At 62.6% G+C, this 18,052-nt stretch carries 14 protein-coding genes and 1 pseudogene; 9 read left to right on the top strand and 6 right to left on the bottom strand.

Translation table 11 applies throughout. The features are described 5' to 3' along the window. Position 1: 1 nt before the first annotated feature. From ABH939_RS28800 to ABH939_RS28785, 4 genes are all read left to right on the top strand, one after another. Complete coding sequence (locus ABH939_RS28800) at positions 2-2,380, top strand: DNA topoisomerase (protein WP_404650499.1); 2,379 nt, start codon at positions 2-4, stop codon at positions 2,378-2,380. Positions 2,381-2,471: 91 nt separating this feature from the next. Continuing rightward, the gene (locus ABH939_RS28795; protein WP_404650498.1) at positions 2,472-2,792 is read left to right on the top strand and encodes a hypothetical protein; all 321 of its coding nucleotides are present in this window, start codon (positions 2,472-2,474) and stop codon (positions 2,790-2,792) included. A gap of 59 nt (positions 2,793-2,851) precedes the next feature. Next, a complete protein-coding gene (locus tag ABH939_RS28790) occupies positions 2,852-3,364 on the top strand; it encodes a thermonuclease family protein (RefSeq protein ID WP_404650497.1) in 513 nt (170 codons plus the stop codon). A 43-nt stretch (positions 3,365-3,407) separates the two neighbouring features. Beyond that, positions 3,408-3,926, top strand: coding sequence for a hypothetical protein (locus ABH939_RS28785; protein ID WP_404650496.1), 519 nt, complete (start codon positions 3,408-3,410; stop codon positions 3,924-3,926). 519 nt (positions 3,927-4,445) lie between these two features. Here ABH939_RS28785 and ABH939_RS28780 read toward each other — a convergent pair. Continuing rightward, complete coding sequence (locus ABH939_RS28780; RefSeq protein ID WP_404650495.1) at positions 4,446-4,670, bottom strand: hypothetical protein; 225 nt, start codon at positions 4,668-4,670, stop codon at positions 4,446-4,448. Between the two features lie 48 nt (positions 4,671-4,718). Beyond that, positions 4,719-5,237, bottom strand: a complete 519-nt coding sequence (locus ABH939_RS28775; RefSeq protein ID WP_404650494.1) for a hypothetical protein — start codon at positions 5,235-5,237, stop codon at positions 4,719-4,721. Positions 5,238-5,468: 231 nt separating this feature from the next. Here ABH939_RS28775 and ABH939_RS28770 point away from each other — a divergent pair, with 231 nt between their 5' ends. The 3 genes from ABH939_RS28770 (at position 5,469) to ABH939_RS28760 (ending at position 6,768) form a co-directional block, all read left to right on the top strand. Further along, a complete protein-coding gene (locus tag ABH939_RS28770; RefSeq protein WP_404650493.1) occupies positions 5,469-6,122 on the top strand; it encodes a DUF6338 family protein in 654 nt (217 codons plus the stop codon). A 74-nt stretch (positions 6,123-6,196) separates the two neighbouring features. Next, positions 6,197-6,367: a hypothetical protein gene (locus ABH939_RS28765; RefSeq protein ID WP_404650492.1), complete on the top strand. Its 171-nt coding sequence runs from the start codon at positions 6,197-6,199 to the stop codon at positions 6,365-6,367. Between the two features lie 233 nt (positions 6,368-6,600). Then, positions 6,601-6,768, top strand: coding sequence for a hypothetical protein (locus ABH939_RS28760; protein WP_404650491.1), 168 nt, complete (start codon positions 6,601-6,603; stop codon positions 6,766-6,768). A gap of 101 nt (positions 6,769-6,869) precedes the next feature. Here the strand turns inward: ABH939_RS28760 and ABH939_RS28755 are convergent, their stop codons facing one another. Both ABH939_RS28755 and mobF read right to left on the bottom strand, forming a co-directional pair. Further along, on the bottom strand, positions 6,870-8,942 hold the full coding sequence (locus ABH939_RS28755; protein WP_404650490.1) for a hypothetical protein: 2,073 nt from the start codon (positions 8,940-8,942) through the stop codon (positions 6,870-6,872). A 62-nt stretch (positions 8,943-9,004) separates the two neighbouring features. Continuing rightward, complete coding sequence (gene mobF, locus ABH939_RS28750) at positions 9,005-13,282, bottom strand: MobF family relaxase (RefSeq protein WP_404650489.1); 4,278 nt, start codon at positions 13,280-13,282, stop codon at positions 9,005-9,007. Between the two features lie 325 nt (positions 13,283-13,607). On the opposite strand from mobF, the gene ABH939_RS28745 reads away from it, so the two are divergent. Further along, positions 13,608-14,168, top strand: coding sequence for a hypothetical protein (locus ABH939_RS28745; RefSeq protein ID WP_404650488.1), 561 nt, complete (start codon positions 13,608-13,610; stop codon positions 14,166-14,168). 19 nt (positions 14,169-14,187) lie between these two features. Continuing rightward, positions 14,188-14,757 (top strand): hypothetical protein, encoded by a 570-nt coding sequence (locus ABH939_RS28740; RefSeq protein ID WP_404650487.1) that lies wholly within the window; start codon positions 14,188-14,190, stop codon positions 14,755-14,757. 66 nt (positions 14,758-14,823) lie between these two features. Here ABH939_RS28740 and ABH939_RS28735 read toward each other — a convergent pair whose 3' ends face one another. Further along, positions 14,824-15,972, bottom strand: a complete 1,149-nt coding sequence (locus ABH939_RS28735; protein ID WP_404650581.1) for a pentapeptide repeat-containing protein — start codon at positions 15,970-15,972, stop codon at positions 14,824-14,826. Positions 15,973-16,701: 729 nt separating this feature from the next. After that, positions 16,702-18,052, bottom strand: a pseudogene (locus ABH939_RS28730) (helicase); the annotation flags it as partial.

Raw genomic sequence — 18,052 nt, 5'->3', positions numbered from 1 at the left:
CATGGGGAAAGTCGGCATTCTCACCGAGAAGCCCTCGGCGGCACGCAACTTCGCCGCTGCATTGGGCGGTATGAGTGGCACGTTCGACGGCACGGACTACGTGATCGTGAACGCTCGTGGCCACCTGTTGGAGTTGAAGGACCCGGCGACGATGGTGCCGGCCCCGCTGGCCGAGCGGTACAAGAGCTGGGATCTGGAACACCTGCCGTGGAATGCCGGCGACTTCCGCTGGGAGCGCGAGGTCAGGCGCAAGGTTTCCGGCGGGAAGATGGTCACCGACCCCGATGCGAAGAGTCTGCTCGCCGAGCTCAAAGCGACTCTCTCGACGTGCGAGACCGTCTGCAACGCTGCCGATCTCGATCCGACCGGCGAGGGTTCGCTGCTGGGCTGGGAAATCGTGGAGTACCTGGGCTTGGAAGGCAAGAAGCTCGAGCGGATGGAGTTTCTCGACGAAACCCCGGCATCGCTGCGGAAGGCGTTCTCGAAACGGCGGCCGGTGACCTCGATCGAGTCCGAAGGTGATTACCGCAAGGCGGACTTTCGGTCGAAGTGGGACATGCTCTCGATGCAGTTCACACGGGCGGCGACGAAAGTGTCCGGTTCGAGCACCGTCGTGCGCAACGGCCGACTCAAGTCGGCGATGGTCGTGATCGTCGGCGACGGCCTCGACGCCCACAAGAACTACGTCAAGAAAGCGTTCTACGAGAACCGTTTTCGTGACGAGAACAATGTCACCTACACCGACCCCGACATCGACAGGTTCGAGAACAAGAGCGCCGTCCCCGGTGGCCTCGAGTCCTCGCCGGTGGTCCATGACGGGACCACTCGCAAGAAGACCGGGCCACCGAAATTGATGGACTTGGCAGCGCTCTCGTCGTTGCTGTCGAAGAAGGGCTTCGAAGCCAAGAAGGTCCTCGAGACGTATCAGCGGATGTACGAGGCACAGGTGGTGTCCTATCCGCGCACCGAGGACAAGTTCATCTCGGTCGAACAGTTCAACGAACTGCTCCCGCTGGTCGACAAGATCGCCGGAGTGGTCGGGGTGGATCCGGCAGCGCTCAGTCACCGCGGACCACGCAAGAGTCACATCAAGTCCGGTGGCGCCCACGGTGCCAACCGTCCCGGCCCGAACGTCCCCCCGAATTTGGCTGCGGTGGAGACGAAATTCGGCGCACTGGGCAAGGAAATCTACGAACTGTTGGCGAAGAACTACCTGACAATGCTCGCCCCGGACTACGAATACGACCAGCATCGCGGGCACGTCGAGAAGTACCCGAGTTTCGTCGGTTCACTGAACGTCGCCGCCGTGCTCGGTTGGAAAGGCGTGTTCGTCGCCGAAGACGACGAATCCGAAGACGACGATGCGCCGTCGGGTGCGACTGCGCTCGGGACCGTCGCGACACCGTTCGTCCACGAGGGCTTTCCGACGCGGCCGCCGCACCCGACGATGGGGTGGCTGATGAAGCAGCTGGAAAAACGCAGCGTGGGTACCGGTGCTACCCGGACGAGCACCTACGCGGAAGTCACCAACAACGCCACCGGCAAGGCTCTGATGCGCGAGCAGCGCGGCAAGATCACGCTCAGCGCGGTCGGTGAACTCAACCACCGGATTCTGCCCGGTACGCACATCGGCGATCTGACGATCACCGAGAAGGTCTTCGAGCAGATGGCCCAGGTGGAGGCGGGTACGAGCGCGGCTCCCGACTTCCTGGCGCTGGTGGAAGACCTGGTGCGCCACGACCTCGAGAAGATGAAGACGAACGCGGGCAGGTTGCCGGCCGAGCTCAGAGAACGCATGGCCAAGGCCGGAGTGACACGGGCGCCGGTCGAGAACATCACCTTGCCGCCGGCACTGCATTTCACCCACGGCGCCACCGTGGTCACCACCGCGAAGCGGGTGTTCTGCGGACACAGATTCACCGACGCAGAGGTGGCCGCACTGTTGGCCGGTCAGGTCATCGAGATCACGGCGATCAGCCCCAAGACCGGCAAGCCGTTCACGTGCAAGGGCGCGCTCGAGTCCGGAGTGATGGAAAAGGGCAAAGACAAGTACCCGTTCGTGGGCTTCAAACCTCAGTTCGAGGAACGAACGGACCTTGTCAGCGGTATGTGGAAGGGCAAGAACGTCCAGTTCAAGGGTCGGGGCTGGGGAGCCAACGAGCACTGGCCGGGTAAGGACTTCACCGAGCAGGAAGTGGCACAACTACTAGCTGGGGAGACCATCGAATTCGAGGCCACGGGTAAGAGCGGCAAGAAGTACACAGCCAAGGGCGCCCTGGCGGTGAGCACTCACAACGGGCACAAGAATTTCGGCTTCACCCTCAAATTCGACGACCGCGCGCCCACGACCAAGCCCCGGAAACGCAAGGCCACCAGATAGGCAGCAGCCGCCGGGCAGATAGTCGCTGCCCGGCGGACGAATGACCCACCGATCCGGATCACCAACGCTTCTGAGCCGACGAGGAACCGCCATGACCACTTCACCCGCCATCCCTGCGCTTGGTTCGGAAGGCCCCTGGCTCAGGGACGATCACTGGAAAGCCGGGGACAAGGCATGGTGGCTTTTCCCGACCGGAAACGGAGTCAGCAGGACAATGGTCGATATCGTCGATCCTGCAGAGGGGACGGTGCGCGACCCGCGCGTCATCTACAACGACGGCGTGTTCCGCGCTACCGGCAAGTTCGAACGCATTCGACACCGAGAGGACTCGTGCACCGTCTGCGCAGACTCCGTACAAGAACTGCTCGCCGTAGGCCAGGACGATTCCCTCGGACCGAAAGGCACTCGATGACTTCCACAAACGGGCAGACACCTGCACATTGCCGGCCCGGTCGGCCGCGGGTGGCCGCGGTGACTGCAGCCGCGGTCGGTGCCGCGCTCGCACTGGCTGGCTGCCAACTCGATATGTCGGGTCTGGCGCCTCCGGCGCTGGAGCGGGGCGCCCCGGGGCAGGTGGTCCACGTCGTCGACGGCGACACCGCCGACGTCAAGCTCGCCGACGGCTCGCAGATCCGGGTCCGGGTACTGGGTATCGACACTCCGGAGACAGTGAAACCGAATGCGCCGGTGCAATGTTGGGGACCGGAGGCAAGCCAGTGGGCACACCAGATGTTGGATGGCGCTCAGGTCAGGCTGATCATGGATCCGGCTGCCAGCGACGTCGACAAGTTCGGTCGATCGCTGCGGTACATCACCCTTGCCGACGGCACCGACTACGGCGTTCTCGCGGCGAGTGAAGGAATGGCGCGGGAGTACCCGAGCTACACCCAGCCGCTGAGCAAGAGCGCGGACATCGTTGCCGCACAAACGGATGCCCAATCTCGGCAGCTCGGGTTGTGGGGTCCTCCGTGCAACGGAGGCTGACCCCGGCCCATTTCGTTCGTACCGGCCACCCTTCATCTAGGAGATGTTGACACTCGTGCTCAAGTTCCTGCGCAACCGCGCTCGCCCGACGCCCTACCTGCCGGTGCCAGCCCACGACCGACCGTCCACAGTCTCGGAGAGCGAACACGAACGGTGTCGCAACATCCTGTTCGGAATTCCCTCCCCGGAGCCATTTGCAGAGCCGGACGACGAGGAACGTGAACTGTGGCGAACCGGCAAGCTCGTTCCCTGGTACATCACCTGCCGACTCGACGGCGGCCGGCATAACGGCCCCGAAGTTGACATCGCTTGTCACGCCGAAGAACCCGCTGTCGACAACTGGGAACTCGGACGCCTCTATCCCAATTGGGGCCAAACAGTCGCACTTGCCCGACTCTTGAACGTCCGAGTCCGCAACCTCACCCACCCCGAGGCGCGCCCGCACCACCAGCCGGAGAGACCTGTCCGCCGACCAGGGCGTCACATCGCGATCCTCTCGTTCGAGCCCTCGGCCGTCCAGGCGGTATGCGGGGGTCTCCATGCAACGGAAGGTGACAACTGATACCCAAACCGGCAGAGCGTGAGCTGAATAGCGCGCCCACTACGCGTAGCTGTTCCCCTCGCTGACACAGCTCAGCGGCGGACATGCCGGTTTCGTGTCGGCGGGTTGTCCTATGCTGCGAGGGCGACAAGAAAGAGGTCGCCACATCTGCCTCGGCGGGCGAAAAGTTCTTCGTCCTCCCTGGTCTGAGAGTTTTCTCGGATCGGCAGTATGCGGCGGCCTTTTCTGTGTGCGATGCCTCCTGTGCCCCTGGTGGGGTGAGGTCGGTGAGGGCGGGCGGTACTGGGTACAAGGCGGACCTTGCTTTCAGCACTGTCCGCCCACCGTGCGTGTGGAGGAGTCCGTCGACGTACGAGTGATGCCATCGAGCGCCGCCTCCGGGCGTCGGTACGCCCTCGTCGTTGAGCCTGGCGGAAATCCCACGCAAGCTCATTCCGGCGCGACGCAGATCCACCACGTACTCAAGGATGTCATCGGAGCATTGTCGTTTCCTGCCGCGCCGGGTCGACGTCGCGGTAGTCATCGATCACCGCCGCGTCCGAACAGACCCCATGAGAGTGCGGCCAGGAGCGCGGCCAGAACGCCCAAGGCTCGATCAGCGCGAGCCTGATCCCTCGTCGACAGAGCAACGAATGTTGCCCTGGTCAGCAGGTACAAGATTACGACGAAACGTAGTGCGAACAGCACCGACATCAGAATGAAGGCGGGATGAAGTGTGGTTAGAGAAGCGAGTTGGGCAGACAATGTAGGTCCCTTGCAGCTTGAGATTTCGCTGCGGACTACATGTGTCGGTTAGACACTCACCAAGTCCGCAGATGATCGACGCATCGAGCTACGGATATTGGGGCCACGCGTGACCTGAGGATGGATGGTGACAGCCTTGCCCGGGGCGAGACCGTGACGATCGCGGGTGTTGGCGAGTTGGCGAAGGTAGCTGCCGATATTGAGGAGCGCTCGGAGAGCGTTGCGAAATCCGCGCAGCGCGTACTGCAGGCCCTCGACAGAGGAGGGTATCGACAGTCCGTCGATCCAGTTGCCGATTGCGGTGCGCGGAAGAAGAAAGTGCAAGTCGATGTCAGGACCAGGGGGCCGGGGCGTGATCGATCCGACGGAATCGAAGAACGCGTCGTTGGCCCTATCTGCACGCGACTCACGCATCCGGAGGAACGGAAGGTCGAAGTGCACTTGCTTGATCGCTTCGAGCATCTGTGCGTATTCAGGCGACTCTACGAACTGTTGAAGTATGCGGACGCGCGCACGGTCGGCAGCAGAGACTGAGCCCAGTCCTGTGGTCGCCGCTACGTTTGTCATGCCCCCACCTTAGATCGACCGAATCGGTGTCCTGCTAATTCATCCGATAACCGTCACTGAATCGTCGGTGCGCTGGTCCGCGCTCCGCACAACACGAACGGACCTGATGGTCGGCCTTTGTTGGCGACCACAGGTCCGGTGGAGTGGCTCGCAGCGGTGTACTGGATTCTTGGCGTGTGAGTCCAGCGGCGGCAGTCCGTCAGAATCTGTTGTAGCGCTTAGTGTTGTCTGATGTTGTTGAGTGGTTGGCAGCAGGCGTTGACCGTCCTGCTCGCAGTTGTTCCGGGGTTTGTTTATCAGGGTGCGCGTGCGCACTTTCGGGGTCCGACGCCTGATGAGCGGGAAATCGGTGTTCGCATCCTGCGGGCACTAGCGCTGTCCGGCATGTTCGCGCTCTTGTACGTGGGCGTCCTGGGTGAGAGGTTGACCGCGAAAATTTCCGACCCGGTCAAGTATCTCGACAATCCACATTGGTCTGCGCTGTGGGCATTCCTGATGGTCTTCGCCATTCCGTTTGGTGCAGCAGCGGTCGTGCATGTGTGGATTGCACGGAAGCAGAACCCGGAACATGGCTGGTGTGACCTCTTTCGGATCTACAACCCCACTCCGACTGCTTGGGACTTTGCGAGTCAGAAGCTCGATTGGGGTTTCGTGCGGGTCCTCACGAAGGATGGGGCATGGGTCGGTGGATTCGCTGGCGATCAGTCCTTTTTCACTGGCTACCCGGAGGAACGAGAGATTTTCCTTGAGGTTCCATGGACGTTGGATAGCGACGGGGTGTTCGGGGCACCCATTCCCGCGGCGGTTGGCATGTGGATTCGATGCGATGATGCGCAGTTGGTCCAGTTCATTGGCTACGACCCCCCAGCCCCCGCTCCCTCCTAGGTAGATGCGGAGCTGAGGTTTTCAGTGAATACTCGAATTCAGGCCGGAAGCCGACGGTCTCTAGGAGGAACACGATGAGCGATACGAAGAAGCCTGCAGGCTGGCTGCCACCACGAACCGGCGGGTACGTGCCGACGCGCCGAGCTGGTACCGAATCATCGCGCGAGGCCGGGATGAAGGCTGCGGCGCCGAAGGGCGGCGGCGGCGTGGGAAACCTTCCCAAAAGAGACAGGAAGACGGCATGAACCATGACGGCGGCCGACTTTCTCCCAGCGGAATGTTCGGCGGGCAACAAATCATGAAGATGGTCAATCGAGGCACTGAGCCCGGCGGCACCGAGAAGAAGGGTGGGACCATCCCTGGTCGTGGACGCACGCGTCCTCCGCCCCCACCACCCCCGACGACGCCTCCCCCTGGCGGCGGTGGTGTGAGCCAGAAGCCAAAATAGTCAGACCTTTCAAAACACGGAGGTTCTGTCGTGGCCGACTCGCCATCGTCATCTGCGCTACGTGTCAGTGACGCAAAAATCAACGCAGCGCGGACCAAACTGATCATCGACGAGAGGTTGAAGAGGACGTCGAAGGCCGAGATCGTGAGGCTTGCAGCGCTTAAAACCACGCGTGAGCGACACCCGAGCGCCAGTTAACCTCGATGCCCGGTCGGCCAGGTTTCGGCCGCATCCTGAAAAGAGCCAACGCCGCCCCGGTTACGGGACGGCGTTGGTGGTGTCTGTAGAGCTTTACTCGGTTACACCGAGTGTTCGGTTTCGCGTTCCCTTTCGACACCGAGGCCGGTGTTCTGCTCGAACGCGAGGTCGCTTTCCTCGTCGGGTGTCTGGACGATGTTGAGCAGTTCTTTGACCGATCGCGGATGACTGCCCATTGCGGCTTTCATCGCGGGTGCGATCGAGGCCGCCAGTTGCGCAAGCTCTTCGGTCACCTGAGTCATGTTGACCGGGGACAGGTTCGGGGCGACCTCGTCGTCGCCGGCGACCGGTCCGACGGCCTGGGCAAGTCCTCGGCCGGCGGAGTCGAGGACGTTCTTGATCTGTCCGGCTTTGGACGGTCCGCTTTGCTTTTCCGGTTGTGGGGCCTTGTCGGGTGCGGGGGCCGGCGCTTCCGGTGCGGGTCCGAGTTGTTCGTCGGCTAGCTGCGCTAGCTGGTCGTGGGCCGGTAGTCCGCGTGCGGCGACGTAGCCGGCGGCTACTGCGGCCGCGGCGTTGAAGACGTTGCGGTCATTGGCGGATTCGCGGTCGATCCGTTTCTGATCCCACTCGGCGATCTTCTCGCGGGGTATTTCTTTCTCCCGGTGCTCGAGTGCGGCTGTTCGGCGGTCGTGGTCGCGGATCGCGTTCAGACGTGTCTGAGTCTCGACGACGAGTTTGTTCAGGCGCTGTGCGTTGGCGGATTGTTCGCCTTCGAGGGTCCGTGCAGCGGCGGCCGCGGCAAGGATTTGGATTCGGGTCTGGTCGATCGGTGCGCTCTTGAAGTGCCCGAGAACCTCTTTGATCGGCTTCGGTGGTTTGACGGCTTCGCCGGCGCGGGCTCGCAAGTTGGCGGTGTGCAGCCAGGACGCGATGTCGTGCACTCGTTGGTCCGGTTGCGCGACCGTTTGTGCGCCAGGGCGGGCGGTGCCAGCAGTGATCGGGTCGACGCGTACGCCGGAGTCGACGGGTACCTCGCGGGCGTGCTCCTTGTCGAGGTCGACCGAACTTTCGGAATCGGCGGCCTCGGGTTCGACCTCGCGATCATCCGCGGAGAGGTCGAACTGATCCAAGCGGAATTCCCGGGCAACGAACGGATCGTCGGCGGGTGGAAGTCCGGAGTCGGGATCGTTGCCGATCTCGGCCGAGGATTGCGCGGTTTCCGGAACTGCGGAATCAGCGGAGACGCCGCTTTCGGCTTCTGCAGAGCGGTTTCGGGCAATCGCCTCCTGACGGTAACCCTCGACCGAATGGAGGTAGTTCGTTCCCTGGGCTTTGTCGATTTCGCGAAGGATGTTGGTTGCGGCGGCGTAGTCGACGAGGCGCGCGGCATCCGCGGCGTCGACGGAGCGGTCGGAGATGGTGTTGACGGCTTCGAGCATGGCTTCTTCTTGCTGGCCGTACTCGTCGGGGTGCGGTGCGACGGGGAGCCACCCAGCGCCTTCGATACCGGGAAGCTCCAGCCAGTCGGCGTCGCGCAGGTTGTGCGTTTCCACGATGTTGGCCAGGGGGCCGGGGACTGTGTTGGCTACGTCGATGAGGCGCACGATCTCCTCGCCGCTCCAGAGTGCGCCGGGGTTCGGTCCGTCGGGAAGAGGGATCGGGTTCTTACCGGTCCGGTTGACTGTGTAATCGACGCTTCGGTAGTCCGCGATCGTGTCGCGGAAGTTCGTGCCCCGGTCTTCGTCGATGAGACGAAGGATATTCGTCGCGTCTGTGTAGTCGAGGATGTCGCCGGCATCGACGACGTTGAAGTCGCCGTCGAATGTCGCATTGAGCCGGTCGAGAATGGCTTGTTCGCGCGGGCCGGGCTCGTCGTAGTCGCGGTCGCCGGCGTGCCACTTCTCGTGCTTGAGGTCAGCGACGTTCAACCACGGCGCATCGCGCAGTTTCTCGCTTTCTGCGAAGTCCGCTGCCCAGGCAGGGGTCTCGTGCGCGGTACGTGCTACGTCGTGGATCATTTTTTCGTACCAGCCGGAACTGGCGGTGCGCGGACCTTCGGTGGGCCACCCTCCCGCCGCCGGTTGATTCTCTTCGTCGGCCTCGGCGTATTCGCCCAGTGAGGAGTCCGCGAGTTCGGCATCGACGTCGGCGTCGATCGGATTCTTGTCGGCCATGATCATTTCCTCGTTCCCCCCTCGCCAGGTGAGGGGCGAGGACATTGATGTTGGGTCTGCTTTTACAGTTCCGGTCCGTTGTCGGTTCCGCGGTCGATGGTGGGCGGCTCCTGTTCTGGGTGAAGGTCGGCGTCCTCGGTTCGTGGACGTGGCCGGTCGGGGTGTGTGGACGGGTTGCCTCGGCGGGAGAGCTTTTCTTTCTCCAGCAGTTCGAGGCGCGCACGATCGGATGCGAGGACCTTCTCCAGGCGGGCGATGCGGGTGTTCAGTGCTCCGAGCACGCGGTCGTCGGTCTTACCGGCGCGCTCGCGTCGGCCCTGGTTCGCCCGGTTCGCGGCGGCGGAGATTTCGATCGCTCCCCATCGTTGCTCGGCTAGTGCTCCCGCTTCAGCGTCGGTCATGGCCGTACGGGCCTGATCGCGCTGGGCAGCGGACGCAGTGGGATCGCGCTGGATGCGGTCGTACGCGTCGCGCAGCCGTCGGACTTCGGCGATCTTCTGGGCGTCGGCTTCGACTTCGGCGATGACGGAGTTCACGGCGCCGAGGGACGAGTCGTCGGTTGCGCGTGCCAGCTCGCGCTTGGCCTGTCCGAGCATCTGCCGGGTGTCGGAGATCCGGCGCTTTGCAGACGCGGTGGCGGTCGCGAGGTCACCGGTCGAGTAGGACGAGTACACGGTCGCGGCCGCGGGCTTGGCCTTGATCTGTTCGACCTGCTTGCCCACGACGTCGGCGCGGACCTCGCTCAGATGTGCGTAGGGGTCGGTGACCTCGTCGCCGACATTGTTCAGGACGCGTGAGAGTCCCACTTCGGTGGCGGCGGTGTGCAGCAGCGCCTGCTTGCGGGGATCGTTTCCGGGGTTACCGAGGGCGACGATCCAGGGGGCTTGCTCGCGGATCGCCTTCTCGACGTAGGTATCGACGAAGGCGTGCATCTGCTCGATGTTGGCGCGGGCGTAGGAGCCCAGGATCTTGTCCTGCGCTGCGACGGCGTCGGTGAGCGCGGGGACGCGATACCGGGCGACCTCGTCGGATCGTTGCCGTGTTTCTTGGGACTTGATCGCAGAGTCGAGGGCTTCGGCCATGATCTTGCCGGGAGCGTTGTCGTGCTCGTCGATCTTGCCGGCCTTGCCCTTCTCCCGCATGACGTTGGCAGCGTCGACGAGGAGTCGGCGGGTGTGCCATCCGAATGTTTCGGCCTTGGCGACGGATTCGACGATGGAGTCCCATCCGCCGAAAGTGTGGACCCAGGTGAACTGGCGGTCGGGCAGGATCTCGTTGAGTAGCGCCGAGGTGTGCTCTTCGTAGAGCGCACCGACAGCGGAGAGATAGGACTGCTTGATCGCCTCGAAGGACTCCGCGTGTGCCTGCGCTTCCTCCATCATCTGGTGCGCCGTGCGCTGCGATCCGTCGCGGGCGATGATTCCGGCGATCACGCCGAGTGCGCCGGGATGCTCGTCCGGGCGGTGCTCGAAGTCCCAGTCGGGAAGCTCATCCGAGGCGGCGTAAGCGATGTTCTTCTGCTTGCCGCGAGTCATCGCGACGTAGAAACCTTGGCGGTCCATGCCGGAGTCGGTCAGGACGTGGCACGCACCGACGGTCATACCCTGGCTTCGGTGCACGGTAGCGGCGTAGCCGAGTTGGACGTTGTCGGCGACGTAGTCGGCCGCGACGACCACACGGCCGCCGCTGACGTTGTTCTCCAGGCGCAAAGACCCGTCGACACCGACTTCGACGATCGTCCACAGATCGCCGTTGTTGACGCGGCCGGTGCGCTTGCCTTGATCGTCCTTGACGACGTATTTGCTGTTGTTCTTACGGGTGACCACGACGTCACCGAGCGATCCTTCGAGCCCGTCGGCGAGAAGGATGCCGTCGCCAGTCACGGTGCCCTTGTCGCGGTAGTACGCGGTGGCTTTGAGGTTCAGTTCACGCACCAGGTCGTTGGTGGGGGCGACCATCAAGGTCACCTTCTCTTCCTCGACGTCCGCGACGTACGCCTCGAACACCTTGTCCGGAAGTTCGTGTTTCATCGCTTCGCGGATGCGGTCTTCTTTTTGGTACCAGGCGAGTGCGGACTCGTCGCCGTCGCGCAGCTGCAAGCTGGCTGCTGCTTCGCCGACGGTCTTGAATCGGTGGATCTTCGACAGGAACGGGGCATCGGTGCGTTCGGCCAGATCACGCAGAACACCGCCGGATTCGACTGATGCCAACTGCAGCGGATCGCCGAGAAGTCGCACCACGGCACCGGCCTGGGTGGCAATGCGGGTGAGGTCTGCGAGGTTACGGGCGGATGCCATTCCGGCTTCGTCTACCAGGAGCAGATCGCCCTTCTCGATTCCGGTCGCCAGACCGTGTTGATCGCGGGTGAGGATGTCGGCGATGGTGCGGCCTTCGACGTCGATCTCGGCGCCGAGGACGTCGGCCGCTTTGGCGGATGGTCCGAGTGCGATGACTTTGCCGTTGGTTTGTTCCCAGGCGCGGGCGACAACTTTCGCGGCGGTCGTCTTGCCGGCGCCGGCTGCGCCGACGGCTACCGCGACCTTCGTCTTCGCGGTCAGGAAGTGTTCGATCATGGCGATCTGATCGTTTCCGAGGGCGAAGTCCTTGACGTCGATTTCCTTGCGGGTCTGCTTTTCGATGCGGCGGATCTGGCGGCGGATGACGCGATCCGGAACGGTGAGCTCGCTGGTGGCATCGGCCTTGTTCCGCATGTACTTCTCGGCGGCGAGGACGGACTCGGAGGTGTACCGCATGGTGGTGCGGTCGACGGTGTGCAGCCGCACCAGGCCGCCTTCGACGCGTTCGGACAAGCTCTCCGGAGCGGAGTAAATCTCGGTGAATACGGGGATGCAGTGGTTCTTCACCAGGGTCTCGACGGCGGCCTTCACGTAGACGTCAAGGTCCAGGTCGTCAGCGAAACTGAACGCACGGACCTGGCGCTGCACTTCGGCGGTCAGGCTGTAGACGGTCCATGTGCCGACTTTGCGGGACAGGTCTTCTTCGACGGTGGCGATCAGTTCGGGTAGGTCGGCCGGCCCGAAGGGGGGCCGCTTGTCGTGGCCGGTCTGGGCGAGGTCGACCAGCTCCTGAGGTGATGTGTCGACGACGATGGCGCGCGCACGCTCGTCCCATTCGGCGCGAAGTTCCGCCATGCTGCGCGGCGGGTTCTTGGCGTTTCGGGTGTCGAGTGTGGCCTGTTGCGCCTGTGCGTACTGGACCTTCTTCGGCGGGTTCTTGCCGTGCCGCTCCAGGTACTCGTGGGCCAATTCTGCCTGTCGATCGACGATGGCCTGACGGCGGGAGAACTCTTCGATGAGGCTGATCGGGATGCCTTCGACCTCGTACACCGGTTGCTTACCGACCGGGGTATCAGCGCGGGGAGCGAAGGTCACTCCGAGCTTGCGAGCGACCAGATCCGCGACGCGGGTGTTGTAGCGTTCGGACGCTGCGACCGCTGAGCGGTAGAACATGCGACCGTCGATGGTGGTCCACTTGTCTTCGGCGAAGACCCGGTTCAGCACTGCGCAGTGCGTGTGCAGATTGGGGTCACCAACGCGGTTGTCCCAGTGGTCGAAACGGGCCGCAAGCAGCCCTTCGGCTTTGATCACTCGGGCGCCGGCTTTGCCGCGACGGGTGTAGGTGACTTCATCTTCGATCCAGCCGAGGGCTTCGTCGACGGCTTGTTTGTGGGCAGCCTCGATTGCTTCCTTCACACGGGGATCACCGAGTCCCCACAGGAGCGAAATTGACTTCGCGGGTGTGAACACCAGGTCGTAGCCTGCGACGGGCTGACGCATCTTGTTGTAACTGTCGGTAATGAATTTCATTACCTCTTGTTCGCTGATCAGGCCGGACTTCGGTGCCTGAGCTTTCGTCAGATGCTTCACAGCAAGGTCGTGCTTGATCAGGTCCTTCGCCGCAGTCTCCGGGTATTCGCCGTGAGCGCGTTTGTAGTCGCTGCAGCGTTCTTCGACCTCATGCACGTACTCCTGAGATTCGGTGAAGGAGCTGAATGCCGAACCGAGCGCAGTCGAGGCGGACCAGTCCAAGCGATCAGCCTGCGGTGCAGTGATCGGCGGCATGGTGTCGAAAGCGTTCGGCTTGCGCGCTGCGCCGAATGCAGCGCGCATGGCATTCTCGGTGACTTCGTCGCCGACCGCCACACCGGCGCGGGTAGTCGCTTTTCCGAACCAACGCCCGGGCGGTGTGCCCTTGGCGTTGTAGTAATCGACGACATCCTTCTTCTTCGACTCGGTCGCGTCACCGGCCGCGACGTGCTTCGTCAGATAGGTATAGCCATCCCCAGCTGAGAGCTTGTGGATGGTCATCATGGTGACCATTGTGCCAGTTCGCACCCCTGGTGCAAGAGGTGTGTAGAAGTTTGTTTGGCTACCGCAGGTAGTGCCTTGTTTTTCGATGCCGTAGGCATCGGTTCTTTCTCGCCTTCGGCGAGAGTGTTAGGCATTTGGTCTTTGACTTTCGGGTTTTCGGGATGCGCTTGGGGTCTGTTGGTGCGCATCTTGCTTGACCACCCGGAGGCATCGCACGGTGCAAGAACCTCGGCCACGGACGGCGCGAGCCGATACACTTCGTGGCATGGCGTCCACAAATGAAGCAGCAACCCGATCCCGTCGACTACACACAGTCAAAAATGTTGAACAGAACGTGAAGGAAGCCCGTCAAAAGGCCCTCGCGGCGCAACAGCGCATCGAGAACCTCGCGAAGCCGCTCAACGCGGTCTCTCAGAAACTTGCCCGCCTCGAACGTGAGTCGAGCAGCGTCGAGGCTGCCGGCGAACGCCGGATCGAGTCACTGCAGGAAGCTCTGGACAAGAAGATCGAAAAACTCAAAGCCGACACCGCCGCGAAGATCGAGCAGACCAAGAAGGACACCGCGGCCAAGCTCGCAGAGCTTCAGAAGAACCAGCAAGGCTCCGAAGACGCGCTCGCTCTCGAATACGCGCAAGCGGTTGTTCAGTTCTCCTTCGGCGGATCAAACGCCGATCTGGCGACGGTCCTCGGTATCACGAACAAGGCTGCCAAGGAACTGATCGCCTCGTCGACAGAGGACCTCGAAAAGGCCGGCATCTCCGCGAAGCAGCCCGCGGAATCAGCGACGACTGCTGCCGACCGAAAAGAAGATCCGGCACCGGCCGACGCACCTCGCTCAGAAGGCGAAGCCGCCGCAGAGAAGCCAGCCGACTCCCCCACGCTCGCGTCCGCGTGACCCAGCAAAAGAGTGATCGGTGACCGAGAATTCGGAACCGGGATTGTGGCCGTCAGAACAATCTGACGGCCACACACCTGTCGACGAAACAACCTCCAACTCGGCCCGTGCGCGCCGGTATGTGGACGCGTCACTGCCACCGGCCAAGAAGGACATCGCACGGTTCTGGTCTAAGGTCGTGAAGTCACCGACGTGTTGGTATTGGGTGGGCGCAATCAGCGCTCCGGACGGATACGGCCGCTTCAACTACCAACGGAAAAATCGTCAACGCACCGTCCTCGCCCACCGCTTCTCGGTGGAGCTGACGCACGGTCTCCTCGACGAGGGGGTGGTGTGCGAACACAAATGCAACGAACCGCTCTGCGTGCGGGTAGGACCGAAACATCTCGTCGAGTCCACGTACGCAGAGAATGTTCGATTCGCCATTGCCATGGGCAGGTTGTCCGGCCACACGCTTCTCGACGGTAGTGGACGCGCACGTTACGACCGCTCTGTCGCCATCCGCGAAGCACTCCGATATGGCTACGACGAGAAGGCGCTCTTTCGCGCAAAGACAGACCCAGGACCGGGTCAATCTACGTTGTTCTGATCGGCCCTACAGCTCGCAACCTTGCGTCCTGTGTGCGCTACATCAGATGTTCTCCCGATTCCAATTTCAGGCGATACCGCTAGTGTCCGTACCGGGCAGGATCGCTCCGGACAAGTCCACATCATCCATGTTCACGTCGTCCAGATTCACGTCGGTGAGGTCTACGCCGTCCAAGTCCAAGCCCGTCAGTACCGCGCCAGTGAGGTCCACGCGGGTCAGGATCGTGCCCATCAGAACGGCACGTGTCAGGGTCGCGCCAGACAGATCCGCGCCGCTCAGGTTCGCATCGGTCAGGTTCGCGCTAGACAGATCCGCGTCGCTCAAGTTCGCATTGGCCAGATCCGCGTCGCTCAAGTTCGCGTTGGCCAGGTTCGCGCCGATCAAGACGGCGTCAGTCAGATTCGCCTCGGTTAGATCGGCTTCTTCTAGATCCGCGACCGACAGATCCGCCTCGGTTAGATCCGCGCCGCTGAGGTTCGCGCCGCCGAAGGTCGTGTTCGTGAGGTTCGCGCCGATCAGGACGGCACCGGTCAGATTCGCCTCCGGCAGAGTGGCACCGGCCAAGATGGCATGTCGTAATTTTGCGTTGCTGAGTTTCGCGCTTTCAAGGTCTGCGTCTTCAAGGTCTGCGCCCTCTAGGTCCGCGTCTTGCAGGTCTGCGTTGATCAAGAGCGCGCCGGCCAGGGTCGTCTTCGCGAGGTTTGCTTTGGTGAGGGTGGCGTCGGTCAGGACGGCCCCGGTGAGGGCCGCGCCGAACATGTACGCGCCAGTCAAATTGGCTTCAGCCAGATTCGCTTCGAACAACTTGGCATGAGCCAAGTTCGCGCGCTCTAAGTTCGCTCCGGTCAAAGTGGCGCTACGTAGGTCGGCTTCGAACAGAATCGCGCCACTCAAGTTGGCTTTCTCCAGACGGAGACGAGAAAGATCGAATTTCTGCAGATTCACATCGACGAGGATCGCGCCCTGCAGTTTCGCTTCGCCTAGGTCCGCCCCGGTCAGGGTGGCATCGGTCAGATTTGCTCCAGTGAGGTCCGCCGCTCTCAAGATGGCACCTTTGAGATTCGCCAGACGTAATGTCGCTCCGCTCAGTTCGGCGGTTTGCAAATCGGCTCCTTGAAGATTTGCCGCACGCAGATCCGCGAACTCTAGATTCGCTCCGCGAAGGCGGGCGCCTCGTAAATCGAAGGTTCTCGGCGAAATACCTTCAGACTGCATTTCTCGCCGTTGACGCAACCATCGACCGCTGTTCTCTCGGAACACGCTGAGGATTGTGTGTCGAACCAATGCTTCTTCGAGCTGGAAACCGTGGAGGGTCGTTTTGGGATCTTCGTCGTACGACTCGACGGAACGTCTGTTGGCTCGCAGGTACGAGCAAAGTTGATTGATGCACGCTTGTGCCTGCGAGTGCGCCAGGCTGGGCTGTCGGGTCAGTTGCCCGTAGCCGATCCAATCGTCGATCAGGGCTGAGATCGCGTAAGCGCCCGCCTCTCGGACGGCGGAGTTGTCATCGTTGAGCTGTTGCGCTGCTGTGGTGTATCGGTCGCGCAGGTTGGATTCGCGATCGCGATTCATCGTGTCTTGATGGTGTTCTCTGTCGAGTTCACGCGTTTTGGATCCGTTGTGCAGCGCGAGCCAGCCGGCACCGATCGCGCCGGCGCCCGCCGCTAGGGTGGCGAGGGGTTGGCCGGCCAGTTTCCAGAAGTCTGATGCGAGTGGAACTTCGAGGCTGCGGCCAAGGAGAAATCCGGCGAGGCCAGTTGTTCCGCCGACGATGGTCGGTATCCACAGGTTCGGAGATGCGAGTCGTGTCCTCCAGCCTGGATCGCGCTCGGGCATTTCATCGCTCCTGTTGTCGAAGGAAGTCAAGACAAAGGTGGGGCAAGACGTTCGGCCTTGCCCACCTGTCTGTTGGCTGGATCTTATGCAGGCAGAGCCCGCTGGTGTTCAGACTGCACGTTCGCCGTCCTCGTCTAGTCCGTAGTCACGCTCGACCTGTGAGGTCGGTTCGTCCGATGCCAGTCCTTGCTCGGTGTCGGATGTGTGGTTGTTGATGATGTCGCGGAGTTTGCGTGGGTGGCTCCCACCGGCGGCCTTGATTGCGTCGATCACCGATTGATCGACTGCCGTTTGTTCCACGCCCACGGCGGCACTCTGATCGCCGGGCGCGATGTCGACGAGGCTCGTTTGCTCTTGTTCAGCGGTTGCGGCTGCGCGGGTTTGTGCGCCTCGTTCGAGGTTCACCTCGCGAATCTTTTCCCGCGGCACGTCGCGTACTCGGGCCATCGCGTCGACGCTGTGCGAAGCGCGAGCGAAGGCGTCGACGCGCTTGTTCGCGGTGCCCCGGTCGTGTTGGCCGGTTCCGTCCCAGCTTTCCCAGTGCCATTGGCGGCCGTGCCAGTGCGTACGTGCGCCGGGCATCCCGGAGTTCGGATCGAATCCGTAGCGCCATTCGACTTCGCTGGCGTCGATGCTCTGCCACGGCTGCGCGCGTTCGTTGTCTTCGCGGGCCTTCGCGTTCTCCTCCCACTCCTTACGGGCTTCGGCCATCTTGGCCGGCACCGTCGCGATGACCGCTTCGCGGGTCATGCCCTGCTCGGATGCCCATCCTTCGGTGGGGTTGAGATCCAGTGACCATCCGGGGTACTGGCCGTCGGCGCGGCGGCGTTCGGTGTCCAGGCGCGCCTGCCGCAGAGCCTCGGGTGAGTTCTCGCGGGAGTTCACTTCGAGACCGAGCTCGTGAGCTTCGAGCTTGGCGGCTTCGAGTTCGGCGTCGTGGGTGAACACCAGTTCCGGTTCACTGATCGCAACTTCGAGCTTGGCTTTGTCTCTGCCGAGTTGATGTTCTAGGGCGTCGGCGCGATTGCTGACGGAGAACAGTTGGTTGCGCAGCGTTTGGATGACGCCGTTGGCCGCGCTGTCGAGAGTGAAGAGGTCGGTCATCTTGTCGCGGGCGAGGTAGCGCTTCTCCCCTGCGATGTCGACGATGTACTCGCTGAGGACGTTCGAGTAGCCGAGTGTCACCGGCACACCGTTGACGGATGCGATCGTGAGGAAGTCGCGTGTGAGGGTGACTCTTTCGCGGGCGTCGGCCAAGGATTCTTTGAGCGCGTCGCGTAGGTCGGGGACTTCACTGTCGGGGACCGGACCGCTGGGGAAGTTCCAGATGCGTGTGGTGCGGTCTTCGATGCCCAGCCACTCCTGGACCTTGGCGCTTTGCTCCTGCAGTCCTGGGAGTCGTTCGGTCCCAGCTTCGATCCGGCTTTGCAGCGACCGGATCGTCGCCTGCCGGGCGGCG

The organism is Rhodococcus sp. 27YEA6, from assembly GCF_044908235.1.
In the GTDB taxonomy this organism is placed as follows: domain Bacteria; phylum Actinomycetota; class Actinomycetes; order Mycobacteriales; family Mycobacteriaceae; genus Rhodococcus_F; species Rhodococcus_F qingshengii.
Note: the sequence above shows the minus strand (reverse complement) of the source record. Positions and strands in the feature narration are given on the sequence as shown.